The sequence below is a fragment of the Congzhengia sp. genome (genome assembly GCF_037235575.1).
GTDB lineage: Bacteria > Bacillota > Clostridia > UBA1381 > UBA9506 > Congzhengia > Congzhengia minquanensis.
In genome coordinates this window covers 282,343-299,599 of record NZ_JAXUNN010000039.1, presented here as the reverse complement: position 1 = coordinate 299,599, position 17,257 = coordinate 282,343, and the positions used below count along the sequence as shown (strand labels likewise).

Sequence of the window (17,257 nt, the reverse complement as noted above, 5' to 3'; positions counted from 1 at the left end):
TTTTTTCGTTAGATTAAATTTTCACATTTTACATTAAAATTATTTTGATCTGCATCAACTAAAATTTTGCAGTGTTTTTTTGCTTCGCCCCGAATAACCAATGACGCAATGGGATTTTGAATATATTTTTCAATGGTTCTTCTTAAGGGCCGTGCGCCAAATTTTGGTTCATAACCTTTTTTAAGCACTAGGCTTTTTGCCTCCGGCGTCAGCTCTAAAATAATATCCTTTTTAAACAGCTCACCTGCAAGTTCAAACACCATCAGTTCCACAATTCTTTCCAGGTTCTCCCTGCTCAGTGCGTGGAACGTGATGATATCGTCAACACGATTTAAAAACTCAGGACGGAAAATTTCTTTCAGTGCCGCCTTTGTCCGGGCGGAATTTGAATCGTCCTCCGTTTTGTTAAAACCATAGGTAGAAATTTTCGACTCAGACCCGGCGTTAGACGTCATGATAATAACCGTGTTTTCAAAGTTCACAATTCTGCCATGGCTGTCCGCCACCCTGCCGTCATCTAAAATTTGCAGCAGGATATTAAACACGTCTGCATGGGCTTTTTCAATTTCATCTAACAGAATAATGGAATAAGGTTTTCTGCGGACCTTTTCCGTCAGCTGTCCTGCGTCGTCATATCCCACATATCCCGGAGGCGCGCCAATCAGCTTCGAAACGGTGTGCTTTTCCATATATTCTGACATGTCAATGCGAATCATCGCGTCTTCGCTGTTAAACATAACGCGGGCCAACGTTTTTGCAAGTTCTGTTTTTCCCACGCCAGTGGGGCCTGCAAAGATAAAGCTAACCGGCCGGCGGGCCTTTGTTAAGTGGGCACGGTTTCTGCGAATTGCTTCGCAAACAGTGTCAACTGCATGGTCTTGCCCCACTACATACTTTTTAATTCTGTTTTCCAAATCCAAAAGCTTTGCACTTTCCGATTCCGTTAGGTTTTTAACGGGAATTTTTGTCCAGTCTTCAATAACCTCTGCAATGTTTTCAACGGTAATCGGCGTGTCAATGCCGGAATTGTTCAGTTCGTCGATTTTGGCAATTAACGCACATTCCGCTGCCTTTAATTCCGCCGCTTTTTTATAGTCCTCCGTGGAGTCGCTGGAAACGGCAGTATCTTTTTCCTCCTGAATGCGTTTCAGCTCGTCCGTCAGCTTTTTCAGCTCAATCAGCTTCATGTTGGAAAGATTTGCCTTAGAACCTGCTTCGTCAATAACGTCGATTGCCTTGTCCGGCAGAAACCGGTCTGTAATGTAGCGTTCTGACAGATACACCGCCTGGCTGATAACTTCGTCTGAGATTGTCACTCTGTGATATTTTTCAAAATAGTCCTTAATACCCTTTAAAATCTCTATGGTATCGGAAACACTCGGCTCATCCACAATAACCGGTTGAAAACGTCGCTCTAAGGCCGAGTCCTTTTCAATGTGCTTTCGGTATTCATCCAGCGTTGTGGCGCCTAAAATTTGGATATCGCCCCTGGCTAAAGATGGTTTTAAAATGTTTGCCGCGCTCATGGCTCCCTCTGCATCGCCTGCGCCGACTATGTTATGAATTTCGTCAATTACCAAAATAATATTGCCCAGCCGTTTGGCCTCTTCTAAAATCTTTTTTAAACGCGCCTCAAACTGTCCGCGGAACTGTGTTCCTGCAACAATGGCTGTAAAGTCCAGCAGATAAACCTCTTTGTCAAACAGCTTGGCTGGAACGCGCCGTTCGCTAATCCGCACAGCAAGTCCCTCTGCAATGGCAGTTTTCCCCACGCCGGGCTCGCCCAACAAAATAGGGTTATTTTTCGACCGTCTGTTTAAAATCTGAATTACCCGGTCAATCTCTTGATTTCTGCCAATAATCCGGTCAATTAGCTGGTCTTCGGCCTTTGCCGTCAGGTTTGTGCCAAAGCTGTCTAAGATACGTTTTTCCTTTTTGGGCGGGCGTTTCGCCGTCTTCACCGTTTTTGGGCTTTCGTGACGGGCAGGTTCATTTGAACCCATTTTACCAAAAAAATTACTCAGGCCGTTCATCATTGCCAACGGAGAATTTTCAACGTCAAACCCGTCCTCTTCACCCGCAGGCTCATATTCACCCATGGAAGTGATGATTTCGTTCATACCATTATTTATTTCATCAAACTGTTCCGGCGTGATGCCCATGTTTTTCAAAATCTCGTCCACCGGGCCGATATTCAGTTCCCGCGCGCAGTTTAAGCAGTACCCTTCATTGGTCTGCTTGTTTGTGGCAGGGTCGAGCCGATTTACAAAAAGCATGGCCGGATTTTTTTTGCATCTTACACACAACATATTTATCATCTCACTTTATTTGATTTCCTATGGTTATTATAGCATATCATTTTTATTTTAAAAAGGGGTATGTCAAAAAGTTAACATCTTAGAAATAATTCCTTTGCAATTGAATAGTTCAAATTTGTTTTGGTAATAATGTTTTTACAATCCAAAAAAGGCAGGTTAATGAACTATGACGAACAAAGTGGAAATATGTGGAGTTAACACGGCTAATTTGCCGCTTCTGTCTAATAAAGAAAAGATGGAGCTTTTTGAAAAAATTAAAGCGGGTGATATGGCGGCCAGGGACAAGTTCATCGGCGGAAATTTAAGGCTTGTTTTAAGCGTAATTCAGCGCTTTAACAACCGTGGTGAAAATGTGGACGACCTTTTTCAAATTGGGTGTATCGGCCTGATTAAGGCCGTTGATAATTTTGATACGTCCCATAACGTAAAGTTTTCAACCTATGCGGTGCCCATGATTATCGGCGAGCTGCGCCGCTATCTGCGGGACAACACTCCAATTCGGGTAAGCCGGTCGCTGCGGGACATTGCATATAAAACTTTAAAGGCAAAGGAAGAATATATTAATCTTCATTCCAAAGAACCCACCGTTGAGGAGCTTGCAAAAATCATAGAAATTCCCAAAGAGGACATTGTGTTTGCCTTAGAGGCAATTCAAGACCCGGTTTCGCTGTTTGAGCCTGCCTATAACGACGGCACAGACACGCTGTTTGTTATGGATCAGGTAAAAGACGAAAAAAATTCAGACGAAATGTGGCTGGAGGAGATTGCATTAAAAGAAGCCATGACACACCTTTCCGACAGGGAAAAACACATTGTGAACCTGCGCTTTTTCTCCGGCAGGACACAGATGGAGGTTGCCGATGAAATCGGCATATCCCAGGCCCAGGTGTCGCGCCTTGAAAAAGGCGCCTTAGAACGCATGAAAAAATATATCTAAAAATTCACTGTAAAACTGCCTGCGCGCTTCAAAAGCGTTGCTGCGGAAATAGGAGAAACATAAACTCTGCTTTCTCTGTTTGTTTCGGCTAAGACATAGGATTTCGGCAAATCTTCGGAAACGTTTATCACAAACCCTTCCTCCTCTGCGACGTGCAAAAACTCTCTGGTAATTTTGGATATGCTGGTAATGTCTAAGTCAAAAATGGCGATTACGTCTTTTAGCGCAACTACCGTATCGCCGCCAAGATGCAAAAACATGTAACTTCTCCTCTTTTAAATAATTTTTCCGTTCTCAATGTGAATGAGTTTCGCGTTTGCGCTTTCAGGCAGGTCTTCCGCATCCGTACAGGTGATGATGACCTGCTTGTTTTTTATTTTCCCTGAAAGGTAGCTTCTCCTTCCCGCGTCCAGCTCCGACATGATGTCGTCTAACAGCAAAACGGGATATTCCCCCGTGTCTTCAAAAATCATGTCCGCCTGAGCCAGCTTTAAGGCCAGCACTGCGCTTCGGTGCTGCCCCTGGGAGCCATAGGTTTTAATGTCTTTTCCCCCTATGTCAATATCTAAGTCATCCCTGTGGGGGCCGTAAAGCGTAAAACCCATTTCAAGTTCCCGGTTCAGCGAGTGGTTTAATTTTTCTAAAAATTCTTCTTTTGACGAAAAGCCGGTTTTATAGTCAAGGCCAAATTCTTCTCCGGAAATTTCCAAATGAATTTCTTTGGCATAGGTCTTAAGGGTTTCTACAAACTTTTTGCGGTAAGTTACCACCGCCATGCCGTAGTCTGACAGCTTTTCGTTCCAAACGCCTAAGGTTTCCTTCAGCGTTTCGTCGTTGGTATGACGAAGCTTTTTAATCAAGTTGTTTCGCTGCTCTAAAACCTTGTTATACCGTCTTAAAAGATGGTAATATTTCGGGCGCATCTGGCTTACGGCAATGTCTAAAAACCGTCTTCTTGCGTTGGGCGAGCCTTTGGTTAAATTCAACTCGTCCGGTGAAAACAAGACAACGGTGAAGCAGCCAATGAGCTCGCCCATTTTATTAATGGGAACGCCGTTAATTTTAATCTGCTTTTTCCGATCTCTGCGCACTACGATTTCAATTTCATTTTCCCGCTGCGCGTCGTCAAAGCAAACGTCAATTTTCGTAAAGGCTTCATCAAAGCGAATTAGCTCCCTGTCCTGCTGTGTCCGAAAAGATTTTCCGATGGAAAACAAATAAACAGCCTCTAAAGCATTGGTTTTGCCCTGGGCATTGTTTCCGTATATGATATTTGTGCCGGAGCAAAACGAAAACGATTCTTCCTTATAGTTGCGAAAACCGCTCAGCCTTAGTTCTTTTACATACATAAAATCATTTCTCCACACAAATTTCTTCGCTGCATTCATCTGGTATGTTCACGCATACCCGGTCTCCCGGATAGACCTTTTTGCCGCGCATTAGGCAAACCGTGCCGTTATAGGTTACAAACCCTTCCGCAATCAATTCCTTTGCAACGCTTCCGCTGTCTGCAACACCGGAAAATTTTAATAGAGAATCCAGCTTTATAAATTCCGTAGAAATTTCAATTTTCATTTCTTACTCCCTGTTTTCAAGGTTTTTCACAAGCTCATCAATAATTTTTCTGGTGTCTTCGTTTTTTTCAATGCTTGCTTTTATGTTGTTAATGCCATTTAAAATAGTGGCGTGGTTTCTCCCACCCAGCTCTTTTCCAATTTTCGGCAGGCTCAAGTTGGTGAACTCGCGGATTAAATACATGGCAATGTGCCGTGCATAAGCAATTTCCTGGGTCCGCTTCGACGATAAGATTTCATCTGAGGTCACGTTAAAATAATTTGCGACCACCGATAAAATATATTCCGTGTTGATGTGCGGGTCGTCAGATTTGTTTAAAAATTCTTTAATTGCCTCGTCTGCCAGTTCCATGGTAATGGGCTTGCCCATGAGAACGTTATATGCCATAAGGCGTTTTAACACGCCCTCTAAATTTCTGATGTTGGATTTTAAGTGCTCTGCTATGTAAAACATGATGTCGTCTGACACAGCAAAGTTTTCCTCGCTGGCTTTTTTCTTTAAAATGGCCACCCTGGTTTCCAAATCCGGCGGCTTAATGTCCACAATCAGGCCCCACTCGAACCGGTTGCGCATGCGCTCCTCCAGCTCTTTAATTTCCTTAGGCGGCCTGTCCGACGTGATGATAATTTGCTTGTTAGACTCGTGCAGCGCGTTAAAAGTGTGAAAAAATTCAACCTGCGTCTGGTCTTTATTGGAGATGAACTGAATATCGTCTATGATCAGCACGTCGCAGGTGCGGTATTTGTTGCGGAACTCAATGGTGCTGTTTTCGCTGATAATAGTGCTGATAAACTCATTCATAAACTTTTCGCTTGTCACATACAAAATGTTATAATCCGGCCTGGTTTCTTTAATTTTGTTGCCGATGGCATGAACCAGATGGGTTTTGCCAAGCCCAGGACCACCGTAAACAAACAGGGGGTTAAACGCGTCTGCCGGGCGTTCAGAAACAGCCTTTGCCGCAGCGTGGGCCAGTCGGTTAGACTCCCCCACCACAAACGAAGAAAACGTATATTTCGGATTTAAGGTAACGGCGTCGTCGCTTCTGGTGTTGTAAGATACATTATATTCTAAACACGCAGGAACCGGCTCGTTATAATCTACCAGTTCTAATCTCAAGTCGCTGTCGGAAACGGCGTTCACCGCTTCTTGAATATGGTCTAAATGCATGGATTTAATAATTTCTAAATGCACCTCAGTGGGCATTTTAATATACAGCACGCCCTCGTGAATACCCAAGGGCTTTAACGGCTCAATCCAATGCTCATAAGACGTTTCGCTAACTGCTTCTTTCAATAGTTTCAGTGACGAATTCCAAATGGAAGATAATTGCGCTTTCATATTTTTCCGCTACCTCTTTCAACTAATTTTTATCTTTTGCCGATTCCGGGCTTTTCTGAATTTCAATTTCTGAAATATCTGAAAAGTTGCCGTTCCTGATTTCATCTGCCGTAAACGACACCGTAGCGCCGCACATACAGCACTCTAACACCAGCTCGTCTTCTAACACATCGACGTCAATCATGGCGGAGCCACACGCGCACGTCAGGTTCCCGTCGTCAGAAAGCTCCTGAATTTTATCAAGAGCCTTCAGCATGGTAATGCCGTTTTTCCCTGTGTGCTCCAGGCCGCAGGCAGCCACAATTTCTTCTATATATGTATCGTTTTCCTTCACCGCGTCCATAACCGCTTCTTTTTTCCCAATATAGGCCAAACCGATTAAAATGTCCGGGCAGGAAAAATCAATGCAGCTCTGCCGCATAAAATCGATCAGCGGAACGTCAAACTCGTGCTCCTCGTCGCACACCAGACAGCGGAGCGAAACCGAATACAGCGTTTTTGTTTTCGGAAATATTTTAAGCTGCGACTTGCCGCAGTCGCATTTCACAGAAATACCCCGTTCGCCCGAAAGCTCAAACAGGGAAAACTCTCCGAACGTCATATCCCCGCAGCCGGGGCACATATATGCCACAGTTCTGTTAAAATCTACAACCATTAAAATTCCTCACTTAAATTTAAAGACTATTTTTAATCATACTACATAAACTGAAAAATGTCAAATGGTTAATTGTATTCAAATAAAAAATCCTTCTGCTAAAAGGCAGAAGGACTTTATTTTACTAAACCACCTTAACGGTGCTGTTTGTCAGGACGTCGCCTACGCTCTGAAAGACATAGGTAGGACGGAATGCAAACTTTTGCACGTCGCTTTCCTTTGTAATTCCCGAAAGAACCAGAGCCGTTTCAATTCCAGATTCAATACCGAAAATAATGTCCGTGTCCATTCTGTCGCCGATAAGAAGCGTTTCCGCTGGCTTCACGCCGAGAATATTGATAATTGCCTTCATCATCAACGGGTTTGGTTTTCCTAAATAATATGCGTTTTTTCCCGTAGTAAGCTCAATGGGTGACAGCAGCGCACGGCAACCGGGAATCAGACCGTTTTCCGAAGGAAGCGTTAAGTCCGGATTGGTTCCCAAAAGCTTTGCGCCGTGTAAAACCAACTGTATTGCTCTTTCAATTTTGCCGTAGTCGTAGTTACTGGTTTCACCAAGAACCACATAGTCGGGATTGACGTCATTAATTGCAATGCCCGCGTCGCAAAGTGCATCTGTCAATCCGTTTCCACCGATGGCATATGCTGTGGCACTGGGGTTCTGGCTTTTGATAAAGTCTGCGGTCACCGAGCCGCTGGTGTAAAAATGCTCCTCGCCAACCGCAAGCCCCATTCCTGCAAGCTTTTGAGAAAGCTCCTTGGGCGAGCGTTCACTGCAGTTGGTGAGAAACAAAAAACGTTTCCCGCTGTCATTCAGCCATGTAACAAACTCTTTTACGCCGGGAAGGAGTTTATTTCCATGGTAAATAACACCGTCCATATCACAGATAAATCCGTTTTTTTTATCAATCGACAAAAATGTCAGCCCCTTTTCATTATGTTGGAAGTAGTATATCACATCCGACGTAAAAATAAAATGGGCTGATTGAATAAAAATTAGTGTGATAATGTGGATTTAATTATCTCATATTTATGTTTTGTTGCCTGGCCTCCTCTTATGTGCCTGTCTGCTTTATTTTCGGATAGGATCAGCTGAACTGATTTTGCCAACGGCTGGTTAATTTCCCAAAGGCGCTCGGCCACGTCCTTGTGTACGCTTGATTTTGAAATGCCGAATACCTTTGCCGCTTCTCTGACTGTAGCCTTGTTTTCAACAATATAATTTGCAAGAGTCACTGCTCTTTCTTCAATATAGGCTTTCATGCTTCCACCCCAAAATTTCTATTGGTAAAATATATGTGCTCTGCTTTCCACATATGCTAAAATTTCTTTTTTTCATTTTCTGCTTGACACTGGCAGAATTTGTGGTAAAATTAAAATAGTGCAGAGATGATGAGACGCACAAAACAAGGGTTTTGTCCCTTTGTTTTGTTGTGTCTTTTTTTAATTTTAGGGAGGTTTTGTCATGTATGACGTTATCGTTATCGGCGCTGGGATAATTGGCGGCGCCGTGGCAAGGGAGCTTATGCGTTACCAGCTTTCTGTATGCATACTGGAAAAGGAGAACGACGTGGCCACTGGCGCAACAAAAGCCAACAGTGCCATCGTTCACGCAGGATTCGACGCGAAGGAAGGTTCCATGAAAGCCAAAATGAATGTGCGCGGGTCGCATCTAATGGAAAAGAACGCAAAAGAGCTTCATGTGAAATATAAAAACAATGGCTCTATGGTAATTGGTTTCAGCGAAAAAGATGAAGAAATGCTGCAAGAACTTTTTCAGCGGGGCGTTCAAAACGGCGTTCAGAACCTGCGCCTTTTAACAGGAAGCGAAGCAATTGCGTTAGAGCCAAACTTAAACAAAAACGTCACTTGCGCACTTTACGCTCCAACGGGGGCCATTGTGTGCCCCTATGAGCTGGCGGTTGCCTGCGTTGGAAATGCCATGGACAACGGTGCGCACCTGATACGAAATTTTGAAGTGAAAGCAATTAGCCACCGTGACGGCTGCTTTATTGTTTCCGACGGCAAGCAGCAGGCAGCGGCGCGGTATCTTGTAAATGCCGCCGGGCTTTTTGCAGACGAAATTGCCAAAATGGCTGGGGACTGCTCTTTTCATATCCATCCGCGCAAGGGGGAATATCTTCTGCTGGATAAAACGGAAAAACCGCAGGTAAGTCACACTATTTTTACGACCCCCACCAAGATGGGAAAAGGAATTTTGGTTTCTCCCACGGTGGACAACAATACCATTTTAGGTCCCACATCGGAGGATGCGCTTGATAAAACAGACACCGCTACCACTGCAAACGGGCTTTCAAGCGTTTTAAAGCGCGTGCCGGACATGGTAGACGGCGTTCAGACAAACACGGTTATTACCTCCTTTTGCGGACTGCGTGCAGTAGGCGACACCGGCGATTTCATTATAAATAATCCCATTCCCAATTTCATTAACGCCGCGGCCATTGAGTCGCCGGGGCTTTCCTCCGCCTTTGCCATCGCTGAGTATGTTGCAGGGCTGTTAAAGAAAGCGGGGCTTGCGCTTTATGAAAATTCTGGCTTTAACCCCAATCGGCCGTCATACCACGAATTTCGTCAGCTGACAATGGAAGAAAAGAACAAGGTAATTAAAAAGGACAGCGCCTATGGCAGAATTATCTGCCGCTGTGAGCAGGTCACGGAGGGTGAAATTTTAGAAGCCATTCGCAGAAACCCCGCCGCAGCCGATTTAGACGGTGTGAAACGAAGAACCAGAAGCGGCATGGGGCGGTGCCAGGGCGGATTTTGTTCCACCTTTATCACGGAACTTTTGGCCCGGGAACAGCACGTGGATTTTGGGGAGATTACCAAATGCGGCAAAGGATCCAAGCTGTCGCTTGGCAAAACCAAGGAGGTAAGGCAATGAAGCATATCAGTCTTGTAATCATCGGCGGCGGTCCGGCGGGAATGAGTGCGGCTGTCGCTGCAAAACAAAACGGAATTGACAATTTGTGTATTTTAGAGCGGGACGAGTCGCTGGGCGGTATTTTAAACCAGTGCATTCACAACGGATTTGGCCTGCATAAGTTTAACGAAGAATTAACTGGCCCGGAATATGCGGCGCGGTATGAACAGCAGATTTTTGACCTGAAAATTCCCTATGTGCTAAAAACCACGGTGCTTGACGTAACGAGCGAGAAAGTAATTACCGCCACAAACGAAACTGAAGGCATTTTTCAAATTCAGGCGGACGCCGTAATTTTGGCAATGGGCTGCAGGGAGCGGCCCCGCGGCGCGCTGAATATTGCCGGGACGCGGCCAGCAGGCATTTACAGTGCCGGAACGGCCCAGCGGTTTGTAAACATAAAAGGCTACATGCCCGGTAAAGAAATTGTTATTTTAGGCTCTGGCGACATCGGCCTTATTATGGCCCGCAGAATGACCTTAGAGGGCGCGCACGTGAAAGCGGTGTGCGAGCTTCTTCCCTATTCCGGCGGACTGACCCGAAACATTGTGCAGTGTTTAAACGATTTTGATATTCCCCTCTACTTAAGTCACACGGTGACGGAAATTCACGGGAAAGAGCGCGTAACAGGTGTTACCGTGATGGAGGTGGATGCAAACAGAAAACCCATTCCCGGAACGGAGATGGAGCTGTCCTGCGACACCCTGTTGCTTTCTGTGGGACTTATCCCTGAAAACGAACTGACAAAACAGGCAGGAATTTTGTTAGACCGCACAACCAGCGGAGCTGTTGTTGGTCAGGACAGGCAGACGAATGTTCCCGGAATTTTTGCCTGCGGCAATGTGCTGCACGTTCACGACCTGGTGGATTTTGTTTCGGAAGAGGCAGAAACCGCAGGTGTGAGCGCAGCGGCATTTATAAAAAAAACAGACGGATTTTCCCAGGCAGATATTTCCGTTATTCCTCAAGGTTTAGCACGCTACGTCGTGCCGCAAAAAATAACCCGCGCATGCGACGTTAAGCTTTATTTCCGCGTATCGGACGTGTGCCGCGATGTAACAATTCAGATAAAAGACGGCGGCAGGGTGATTTTAAGCCGTAAAAAACAAAAGGTTGCGCCGGGTGAAATGGAAACAGTTACGCTGAAGCACGATCTCATTGAAAAAATGTCCGGCAGAGAGTTGATTGTTGAGGTGATAAAACAATGACAAAAAATTTAGTTTGTGTAATCTGCCCCAGGGGATGCGCCCTAAACGTCACCACGGAAAGCGGCGTGGCTGTGTCGGTTCAGGGCAATGCCTGTAAAAGAGGCGAACTTTACGGCAAAAACGAAGTGACAAATCCCGTAAGAACACTTACAACCACCATGAAAACCGAAAACGGAGCGCTGCTGCCTGTGAAAACCGCTGCGCCCGTTCCCAAAGCAAAGCTGTTTGAATGTATGGAAATTATCAATCAAACAACCGCGAAAACACCTGTTGAAATCGGCGACGTTTTGATATATAATATTGGAGGCAGCGGCGCAGATGTTGTTGCAACAAAATCCATGAAATAAGGTGTTTAATTTTGAATTTTGACGAGTCATTGGTAATTGCCGCTGTGCGGACGGAAAAAGAATTTGCTGAAGCTTTAAAAAGCCCTGTGAAAACCATTTTTCTGCTCCATGCAGACATTTTAACCCTTAAGGAGCAAATTCTTCAGGCAAAAACAGTTAGAAAAGAAGTGTTTGTGCACATTGATATGGCGGACGGCATTGGGAAAGACAAAAAAGGCGCAGCGTTTTCGGCTGCCCTTGGCGCGGCAGGCATTATTTCCACCAGGCCGGCGCTGATTAAAGCCGCGAAAGAAGCCGGTCTGCTCACCGTAATGCGCTTTTTTGTAATTGATTCCCACTCCATTGGCACAGCCATAGAAAACATAAAAAGCTCCGCCCCCGACATGGTGGAGATGATGCCCGGAATTCTTCCGGAAATCATAAAAGAGTTTAACCGAAACATAGGCATTCCCATCATTGCCGGCGGGCTGATTAAGACGAAAAATGAAATTTACCAGGCACTTGGCGCGGGAGCAAAAGCCATTTCAACCGGCAAACAGGAGCTATGGAACAGTTAAGGAGAAACCCATGCAGAACTATGCGAAATTTTTCAGAAAAGAAATATCCGGTTTAAAACAAAAAAAACTGTTTTTGCTGGACATGGACGGTACCATTTATTTAGACCACCAGCTCTTTGACGGCACCTTAGACTTTCTGGATTATGTAAAATCCATTGGCGGCCGGTATTTGTTTTTAACAAATAATTCATCGAATAGTGCGGATAAGTATGTGGAAAAACTAAAAAGTCTTGGTATTGCGTCTGAAAAAGAGGATTTTTTAACCTCTGTTTTTGCCACAGCCCTCTATTTAAAAAAACATTATGCGAACAAAAAGCACTATGTTTTTGGCACAAAATCGTTTCAAGAGGAATTAGCTGACGCAGGTCTAAACGTAACCGACACGCTCTCTGACGACATCGACTGCCTGGTAATGGGCTACGACACCGAGCTTACCTATCAAAAATTAGAAGACGCCTGCATTCTTCTGGGCCGCGGTGTGCCCTATATTGCCGCCAACCCGGATTTTGTCTGTCCCACATGGTATGGATATGTGCCGGACTGCGGGTCGGTAGCACAGGCGCTTTTTAACGCTACAAAACGCATGCCGAAATTTATTGGAAAACCGGAGCCGGAAATGGCGCTTTTGGCCTTGGAGCGAACTGGCTTTCAAAAAAGCGATACCATTTTGCTTGGTGACCGGCTTTATACTGATATCGCCTGCGGTGTTAACGCCGGAATTGACACGGCACTGATGTTAAGCGGCGAAGCCACCATTAAAGATTATGAGGAAAGCAGCGTTAAGCCAGACTTTATTTTTGAAACTATAAAAGAATTCCTGAAATTTCTAAAATAACGAAAAAATGTGAATGCTTACACAATTTACATATGACTTTTTCGCCATATTTGCGATTGCTTTTGGGTTTTTATCGCATAATAAGATTGTGGAAAACACATTAAAAACGGAAAGGTCTGATTGAAGTGAAAGGGAAAGTATTTATTGGCGCAGTTGCTGTCGGCGCCGTTCTAGGCTCTGCCGCAGCAGTTGCCATTGCACCTTGCTGCACCAGCTCGCACAGCAGAAAGAAGCTTATGAGATATAAAAACCAAATGTTTAAAACAGTTGGCTCGGTGTTAGATGCAGTGGCAGATTTTAGAAGATAACAAATACAAGCCGGCGGAATTTTGTAAAAATCCGCCGGCTTGTTTGTTAATTGTTTATTGTAATGTCTGCCGCTGCTGATGTATATGGTGAAAAGGTTGTGCCATTCCACAAAAACAGTTTTGCATACCCCTCTTTTAAGCTTATAATGTCTGCCGAAATTGTTATAACCTTTAAGCCGCCTGCGCCGGAAACAGACGCAGCGGAGCATGTTTCCACTTTTGTCATTTTGCCCAGATTATCGTAATATGCAATAAAAAAAAGCGGGTTTTCAATAGTGCCAACATTATTTTTCAGTCTAAGCGTTACATTGTCTGTTTTCTTGTCGGGATTTACAACGGTTTGCGCAAAAGAAACCGCTGTTTTTTTCAGTCTACCAAATGTATAGTTCCAATTGGTTTTCACACCCTGTTCATTCACTTTCTGTACGGTTTGAAACAGGCCGTTTTGAAACGAAAACTTGCTTTGTGCACCATTAAACACATAACCACTTTCAAACTGCTTGCTGCTGCAAACCGGAAGCTCGGCATCTAAACCATACATTGCAAAATCGTCTGTGTTTTTCAAGGCAATCTGCGTTTCATCACTGGTTAAAAAGTAATCGTGTCCCACAATTGCAATATTTGTTGGGTCGTCCCACGTGGCATCTAAATGATACCACAGGCCGTCTGCATTTACATAATTCCAAATGTGGTTTAACCGGCTGGATACACAGGATTTATGTAAAATTCCCGCCTGCGACAATAGGTAGGAAATTGACTCTGCATAGCCCTGGCAGACGGAAAGGCCCTCAATAAGGTTTCCATAAATGCTAAACGTTTTCCCCGGCAAAGTTTCCAAATTGAGGCTATCCGTGTCATACCTTGCATTGTCCACAACCTCGTCATGGATAATTAAAAGCTTTTCAACATCTGTCATTCGATTATTTAATTTGGACAAAATTTCGTCTGCTTTTTCATCCACCTTCTCCTTAGCTTTCTGCGCGTCAGCCGGGGTAAACAGGTAGGAAAATGATATACTTTTTAAATATTCCGTGCTCCCCACAATGTAATATGTGTACTGGTAAGGCTTCGTTTTGTCAATGAACGAACACGGATATTGATAGATAAAATCATCCACCAGCTTTTTAAAATTGTCAACCGTACAGGTATATTGTTCAAGGTCAATTTCGTCAGACGTATTTAAAGTCTCTTGGTATAAATACGAAAGCATTGCATCGTAATTCGTTTCAAGGCCATTTACGGTCTCGAAAATAACAGCCTTGTCTGGAGCCGGGACTTCTTGGCCAATTCCCTTTTCCTCCATGAAAATGATGCGTGCGTTTTGTTCTATGGGGTCCTGTGCAAACACAAACGTTTGATTTACGGTGAAAACTACGCACAAAATAGAAATCAGTAACAGCAGATTTTTTCTCATTCACTTGCCCCTTTATTTTTTTATTAAATCCTTTGCGGAAAACAAAGCTACCAAAGTAAGCAACGCTTCAATGACAATTGCAGCGGCAATGTTAATGGCGCCGAACAGACCCAAAAGTGCCAAAATAATTTTTACGGCAGATGCACAATAAAAATGCAATTCAATTTTTCCACAAGTGAGTCTTGAAATTTCAATGGCCTCAGCGAGCGTTTCCAAGTCTCCCAGCAGAACTGCTTTTGCATATTCTAAGCCGCTGTCTGTCTTGCTGATGAGCGTAAGTCCTACATTCGCAGCATCCAAGGCCTGTTCCCCCATAACGCGGTCGCCCACATAGGCCAACGTTACCTCATCGTCTTTTTGCAAATTTTGAATGGCTTCTACGCGCCCGTAGGGCGAAAGGTCTGCGTAATACTCGTCTGCGCCGCAGTCGATGTAGGCCAGCTCTGCAGTTTCTTTCCGTTCAGAGGAAAACATCACAATTTTTTCAACGCCCGTCTGCCTGAGTTTCCGAAGCGTTTCGCCGGAATTTGGCTTAATCAAATCCTGAATCAGCATGGCGCCCATAATCACGCCGTCAATGGAAACATAAATTGAATATCCGGTAAGCTCCGAAACGTCAATACTGCATTCTGCCATAAATGTTTCCGAGCCGCATAGGAACGATTTGCCCATAATCGTGCATTCCACGCCTTTTCCGGGAAACTCAATCACGTTTTCCGCAGGAATGTATTGATTCATATATTTTGTTAAAATTTTAGAGATAGGATGCTGCCTGCCGCCAATGCAGTTTGCAGCTATCATCAAAAAATCCTCTTCTGAAATGCCTTCGGCGGTGTATATGTCTTTAATTTTAAAGATCCCGTCAGTTAAAATGCCGTTTTTCTCAAACGCCACGCAATTGATGTCTGCAATTTCGTCTATTAAATCGCCGGTGGCTAACGCCAGGCCCTTTTTCTTTAAATTCCACACGGCACAGGAGCTCAACAACGGCACCGCTATGATGTAAGAACTCGTGGTTGCCACAATAAAAAGCACGCTCACTCTGAGCATGGCAAGCGTCCACGCGCCTTTTGCAAAGCCTCCGATTAAAAGCGCCGCAACCGCCACAGCCAAAACCGCCAGCGGATACCATCTGGCAATGGTCAAAAACCGTTGTTCTCCCTTTGTGCTTTTTGTTTCCGCCATCGATGCCAGACGGTTTAAATCCATCACCAAAGACTCATCATAGTCACAAACCGCCTCACAGGTAACAGAGGTTCCGGTGTTAATAAATCCTGCTAAAACCTTGTCGCCCGACGACAGAGACACGTTTTTTTCCGATTCATAGACGTTTGACGTATCAAAATCAGAAAACCCATCGGAAATCACACAGTCTACAGGAACAGTTTCACCGGTTTTCACCATAATTTTCGCTCCATTGGTTAACGATTCACTGTAAACCTTTCTGATATTTGAACCGTTGTCAACCAAATTAGCATACTGGGGCAAAACGTCTGCAATTTCCTGAAACGATTTTCCTAGACGGCCGGAAACGAATAAAATTAAAACGCTTGACAGCTTATAAATCGCCATGGCCATTGCCGCAATGGAAAACCTGCCCAAAAAGAACGGCACCAACACTGCCAACAGAACAAACACACCGTCGTCAAACTTGCCTTTTTTTGCGGATTTAATCAACCTCGACACCGTTTCCCCGCCGGATAAAATCAGCGAAACCGCGCTGAAAATACAGATAACCACCGTATTTTTAAACAGTGCCCCCACAATGGCAAGGATGAGCGATAGCCCTCCTGTGATAAAACCATTTAACAATTTTTTCTTTGTAAATGCATATCGTTTTAAGTATGTACTCTGATGTTCCTGTCCCATGTTTTTCACTTTCATTGTCATTTCTTGCGCCAAACTGCCTTGGCGCGCTCCTTTCTGCCATATTTTTAGCTTTGTCTTCTGCGCTTTGCAATCGACCTATATTTGCTTGGAGAAATTCCATATAGCGTTTTGAAAACCCGGACAAATTGTTTTTGGCTGCCAAAGCCGACAATTTCAGAAATAGCCTCCAGCTTTTCGTCCGTCTCATCAATTAACAATTTTGCTTTATTTACCCGGATAATGTTAACATATGCCACAAAGGTAAAGCCCGTTACCTCTTTAAACAGCCGTGACAAATAGTAGTAGCTCAAATAAAATTTTTCACTCGTTTCCTTTAAAGAAAGGTTTTTGTTATAATTGTCGTTAATATAATTTAAAATTTCAGAAATTTTATACCGGCTGCTGACTTCGCTCGCCTTGTTCGTTTCGTCTATGCTGCTCAAAATGTCTAAAATCAGCCCTCCCACAGAAAGGCGGCATTTTAATTTGTCAAAGGTGTCTTCGCTTTCATCGCTTTTCACCAATAGGCGGCAGGCTTTTAAAATTTCGTCTTTGTGTTCTTCGTTTCTGAAAATAATATATCCGTTTGACAAAAGCTGTGAAAACTTCTTCCGGATATCAATGCCGCCTAAAAATGCGTTTAAATCGTCTAAATATTTCTCGTCAAACTCAATCAACAGCCTGGAATGAGGATTTTTATCAATGTTAGATGTTTTGTGCACCAAGCCGGGCGCAATGAAAACCACATCGCCGGTTTCAATTTCATATACGCTGTTTTTTAAAAAATAGCATCGTCTGCCGCCCATCTGAACATAAATTTCATAGTGAATATGGCAGTGTCCGCAATACATAGTTTCCTGGGTGTGGGGGCGCTCAACATATTCAATTGCAAAATTCTTGTTGTCGGACAACAAGTTTTTTTGATAACGCTGCATAACAGTTTCCCCTTTCC

The 17,257-nt window shown here is 44.2% G+C and carries 18 protein-coding genes; 7 read left to right on the top strand and 11 right to left on the bottom strand.

The window, feature by feature from the left end; translation table 11 throughout:
- Positions 1 to 8: 8 nt before the first annotated feature.
- Positions 9 to 2,309 (bottom strand): ATP-dependent Clp protease ATP-binding subunit, encoded by a 2,301-nt coding sequence (locus WIG73_RS10980; RefSeq protein WP_337400567.1) that lies wholly within the window; start codon positions 2,307 to 2,309, stop codon positions 9 to 11.
- A 175-nt stretch (positions 2,310 to 2,484) separates the two neighbouring features.
- Here WIG73_RS10980 and sigG point away from each other — a divergent pair, with 175 nt between their 5' ends.
- Complete coding sequence (gene sigG, locus WIG73_RS10975; protein ID WP_177678631.1) at positions 2,485 to 3,255, top strand: RNA polymerase sporulation sigma factor SigG; 771 nt, start codon at positions 2,485 to 2,487, stop codon at positions 3,253 to 3,255.
- Here the strand turns inward: sigG and WIG73_RS10970 are convergent.
- From WIG73_RS10970 to spoIIID, 7 genes are all read right to left on the bottom strand, one after another.
- The gene (locus tag WIG73_RS10970) at positions 3,252 to 3,515 is read right to left on the bottom strand and encodes an extracellular matrix/biofilm biosynthesis regulator RemA family protein (RefSeq protein ID WP_177678633.1); all 264 of its coding nucleotides are present in this window, start codon (positions 3,513 to 3,515) and stop codon (positions 3,252 to 3,254) included. The genes sigG and WIG73_RS10970 overlap by 4 nt on opposite strands.
- Positions 3,516 to 3,530: 15 nt before the next feature.
- A complete protein-coding gene (gene recF / locus WIG73_RS10965; protein ID WP_337400566.1) occupies positions 3,531 to 4,604 on the bottom strand; it encodes a DNA replication/repair protein RecF in 1,074 nt (357 codons plus the stop codon).
- A gap of 4 nt (positions 4,605 to 4,608) precedes the next feature.
- Positions 4,609 to 4,830, bottom strand: a complete 222-nt coding sequence (locus WIG73_RS10960; RefSeq protein ID WP_249310612.1) for an RNA-binding S4 domain-containing protein — start codon at positions 4,828 to 4,830, stop codon at positions 4,609 to 4,611.
- Between the two features lie 3 nt (positions 4,831 to 4,833).
- Complete coding sequence (dnaA, locus tag WIG73_RS10955; RefSeq protein WP_337400565.1) at positions 4,834 to 6,171, bottom strand: chromosomal replication initiator protein DnaA; 1,338 nt, start codon at positions 6,169 to 6,171, stop codon at positions 4,834 to 4,836.
- A 22-nt stretch (positions 6,172 to 6,193) separates the two neighbouring features.
- A complete protein-coding gene (locus WIG73_RS10950; protein WP_337400564.1) occupies positions 6,194 to 6,826 on the bottom strand; it encodes a hypothetical protein in 633 nt (210 codons plus the stop codon).
- A gap of 124 nt (positions 6,827 to 6,950) precedes the next feature.
- Positions 6,951 to 7,742 (bottom strand): HAD-IIA family hydrolase, encoded by a 792-nt coding sequence (locus tag WIG73_RS10945; RefSeq protein ID WP_337400563.1) that lies wholly within the window; start codon positions 7,740 to 7,742, stop codon positions 6,951 to 6,953.
- Between the two features lie 80 nt (positions 7,743 to 7,822).
- Positions 7,823 to 8,089 (bottom strand): sporulation transcriptional regulator SpoIIID, encoded by a 267-nt coding sequence (gene spoIIID / locus WIG73_RS10940; RefSeq protein WP_177680216.1) that lies wholly within the window; start codon positions 8,087 to 8,089, stop codon positions 7,823 to 7,825.
- Between the two features lie 202 nt (positions 8,090 to 8,291).
- Between spoIIID and WIG73_RS10935 the strand changes: the two genes are divergently transcribed.
- The 6 genes from WIG73_RS10935 to WIG73_RS10910 all read left to right on the top strand — a co-directional run bounded on the left by WIG73_RS10935 (position 8,292) and on the right by WIG73_RS10910 (position 13,022).
- Positions 8,292 to 9,728: an NAD(P)/FAD-dependent oxidoreductase gene (locus WIG73_RS10935; protein WP_337400562.1), complete on the top strand. Its 1,437-nt coding sequence runs from the start codon at positions 8,292 to 8,294 to the stop codon at positions 9,726 to 9,728.
- Positions 9,725 to 10,975 (top strand): NAD(P)/FAD-dependent oxidoreductase, encoded by a 1,251-nt coding sequence (locus WIG73_RS10930; protein ID WP_337400561.1) that lies wholly within the window; start codon positions 9,725 to 9,727, stop codon positions 10,973 to 10,975. Before WIG73_RS10935 ends, WIG73_RS10930 begins: the two co-directional genes overlap by 4 nt.
- Complete coding sequence (locus WIG73_RS10925) at positions 10,972 to 11,322, top strand: DUF1667 domain-containing protein (RefSeq protein ID WP_337400560.1); 351 nt, start codon at positions 10,972 to 10,974, stop codon at positions 11,320 to 11,322. The genes WIG73_RS10930 and WIG73_RS10925 overlap by 4 nt, the downstream gene beginning before the upstream one ends.
- 11 nt (positions 11,323 to 11,333) lie before the next feature.
- Positions 11,334 to 11,879, top strand: coding sequence for a glycerol-3-phosphate responsive antiterminator (locus WIG73_RS10920; RefSeq protein ID WP_337400559.1), 546 nt, complete (start codon positions 11,334 to 11,336; stop codon positions 11,877 to 11,879).
- Between the two features lie 10 nt (positions 11,880 to 11,889).
- Positions 11,890 to 12,714 carry an HAD-IIA family hydrolase gene (locus WIG73_RS10915; protein ID WP_337400558.1) on the top strand — a complete coding sequence of 275 codons (825 nt, stop codon included), beginning with the start codon at positions 11,890 to 11,892 and terminating at the stop codon, positions 12,712 to 12,714.
- A gap of 125 nt (positions 12,715 to 12,839) precedes the next feature.
- Positions 12,840 to 13,022: a hypothetical protein gene (locus WIG73_RS10910; protein WP_177680210.1), complete on the top strand. Its 183-nt coding sequence runs from the start codon at positions 12,840 to 12,842 to the stop codon at positions 13,020 to 13,022.
- A gap of 46 nt (positions 13,023 to 13,068) precedes the next feature.
- Here WIG73_RS10910 and WIG73_RS10905 read toward each other — a convergent pair whose 3' ends face one another.
- Genes WIG73_RS10905 through WIG73_RS10895 form a run of 3 tightly spaced genes read right to left on the bottom strand, consistent with a single transcriptional unit; the run spans position 13,069 to position 17,240 of the window.
- Positions 13,069 to 14,436 (bottom strand): hypothetical protein, encoded by a 1,368-nt coding sequence (locus WIG73_RS10905; protein ID WP_337400557.1) that lies wholly within the window; start codon positions 14,434 to 14,436, stop codon positions 13,069 to 13,071.
- A gap of 12 nt (positions 14,437 to 14,448) precedes the next feature.
- Positions 14,449 to 16,326, bottom strand: a complete 1,878-nt coding sequence (locus WIG73_RS10900) for an HAD-IC family P-type ATPase (protein WP_337400556.1) — start codon at positions 16,324 to 16,326, stop codon at positions 14,449 to 14,451.
- A 44-nt stretch (positions 16,327 to 16,370) separates the two neighbouring features.
- Complete coding sequence (locus tag WIG73_RS10895; protein ID WP_177679743.1) at positions 16,371 to 17,240, bottom strand: AraC family transcriptional regulator; 870 nt, start codon at positions 17,238 to 17,240, stop codon at positions 16,371 to 16,373.
- Between the last annotated feature and the right edge of the window lie 17 nt (positions 17,241 to 17,257).

What these genes read in the sequence shown, in the direction of transcription:
- WIG73_RS10950 (WP_337400564.1), bottom strand. Translation starts at nt 6,826, where the DNA reads ATGGTTGTAGATTTTAACAGAACTGTGGCATATATGTGCCCCGGCTGC.
- WIG73_RS10960 (WP_249310612.1), bottom strand. Translation starts at nt 4,830, where the DNA reads ATGAAAATTGAAATTTCTACGGAATTTATAAAGCTGGATTCTCTATTA.
- WIG73_RS10915 (WP_337400558.1), top strand. Translation starts at nt 11,890, where the DNA reads ATGCAGAACTATGCGAAATTTTTCAGAAAAGAAATATCCGGTTTAAAA.
- WIG73_RS10980 (WP_337400567.1), bottom strand. Translation starts at nt 2,309, where the DNA reads ATGTTGTGTGTAAGATGCAAAAAAAATCCGGCCATGCTTTTTGTAAAT.
- WIG73_RS10895 (WP_177679743.1), bottom strand. Translation starts at nt 17,240, where the DNA reads ATGCAGCGTTATCAAAAAAACTTGTTGTCCGACAACAAGAATTTTGCA.
- spoIIID (WP_177680216.1), bottom strand. Translation starts at nt 8,089, where the DNA reads ATGAAAGCCTATATTGAAGAAAGAGCAGTGACTCTTGCAAATTATATT.
- WIG73_RS10900 (WP_337400556.1), bottom strand. Translation starts at nt 16,326, where the DNA reads ATGACAATGAAAGTGAAAAACATGGGACAGGAACATCAGAGTACATAC.
- sigG (WP_177678631.1), top strand. Translation starts at nt 2,485, where the DNA reads ATGACGAACAAAGTGGAAATATGTGGAGTTAACACGGCTAATTTGCCG.
- WIG73_RS10905 (WP_337400557.1), bottom strand. Translation starts at nt 14,436, where the DNA reads ATGAGAAAAAATCTGCTGTTACTGATTTCTATTTTGTGCGTAGTTTTC.
- dnaA (WP_337400565.1), bottom strand. Translation starts at nt 6,171, where the DNA reads ATGAAAGCGCAATTATCTTCCATTTGGAATTCGTCACTGAAACTATTG.
- WIG73_RS10930 (WP_337400561.1), top strand. Translation starts at nt 9,725, where the DNA reads ATGAAGCATATCAGTCTTGTAATCATCGGCGGCGGTCCGGCGGGAATG.
- WIG73_RS10935 (WP_337400562.1), top strand. Translation starts at nt 8,292, where the DNA reads ATGTATGACGTTATCGTTATCGGCGCTGGGATAATTGGCGGCGCCGTG.
- WIG73_RS10925 (WP_337400560.1), top strand. Translation starts at nt 10,972, where the DNA reads ATGACAAAAAATTTAGTTTGTGTAATCTGCCCCAGGGGATGCGCCCTA.
- recF (WP_337400566.1), bottom strand. Translation starts at nt 4,604, where the DNA reads ATGTATGTAAAAGAACTAAGGCTGAGCGGTTTTCGCAACTATAAGGAA.
- WIG73_RS10970 (WP_177678633.1), bottom strand. Translation starts at nt 3,515, where the DNA reads ATGTTTTTGCATCTTGGCGGCGATACGGTAGTTGCGCTAAAAGACGTA.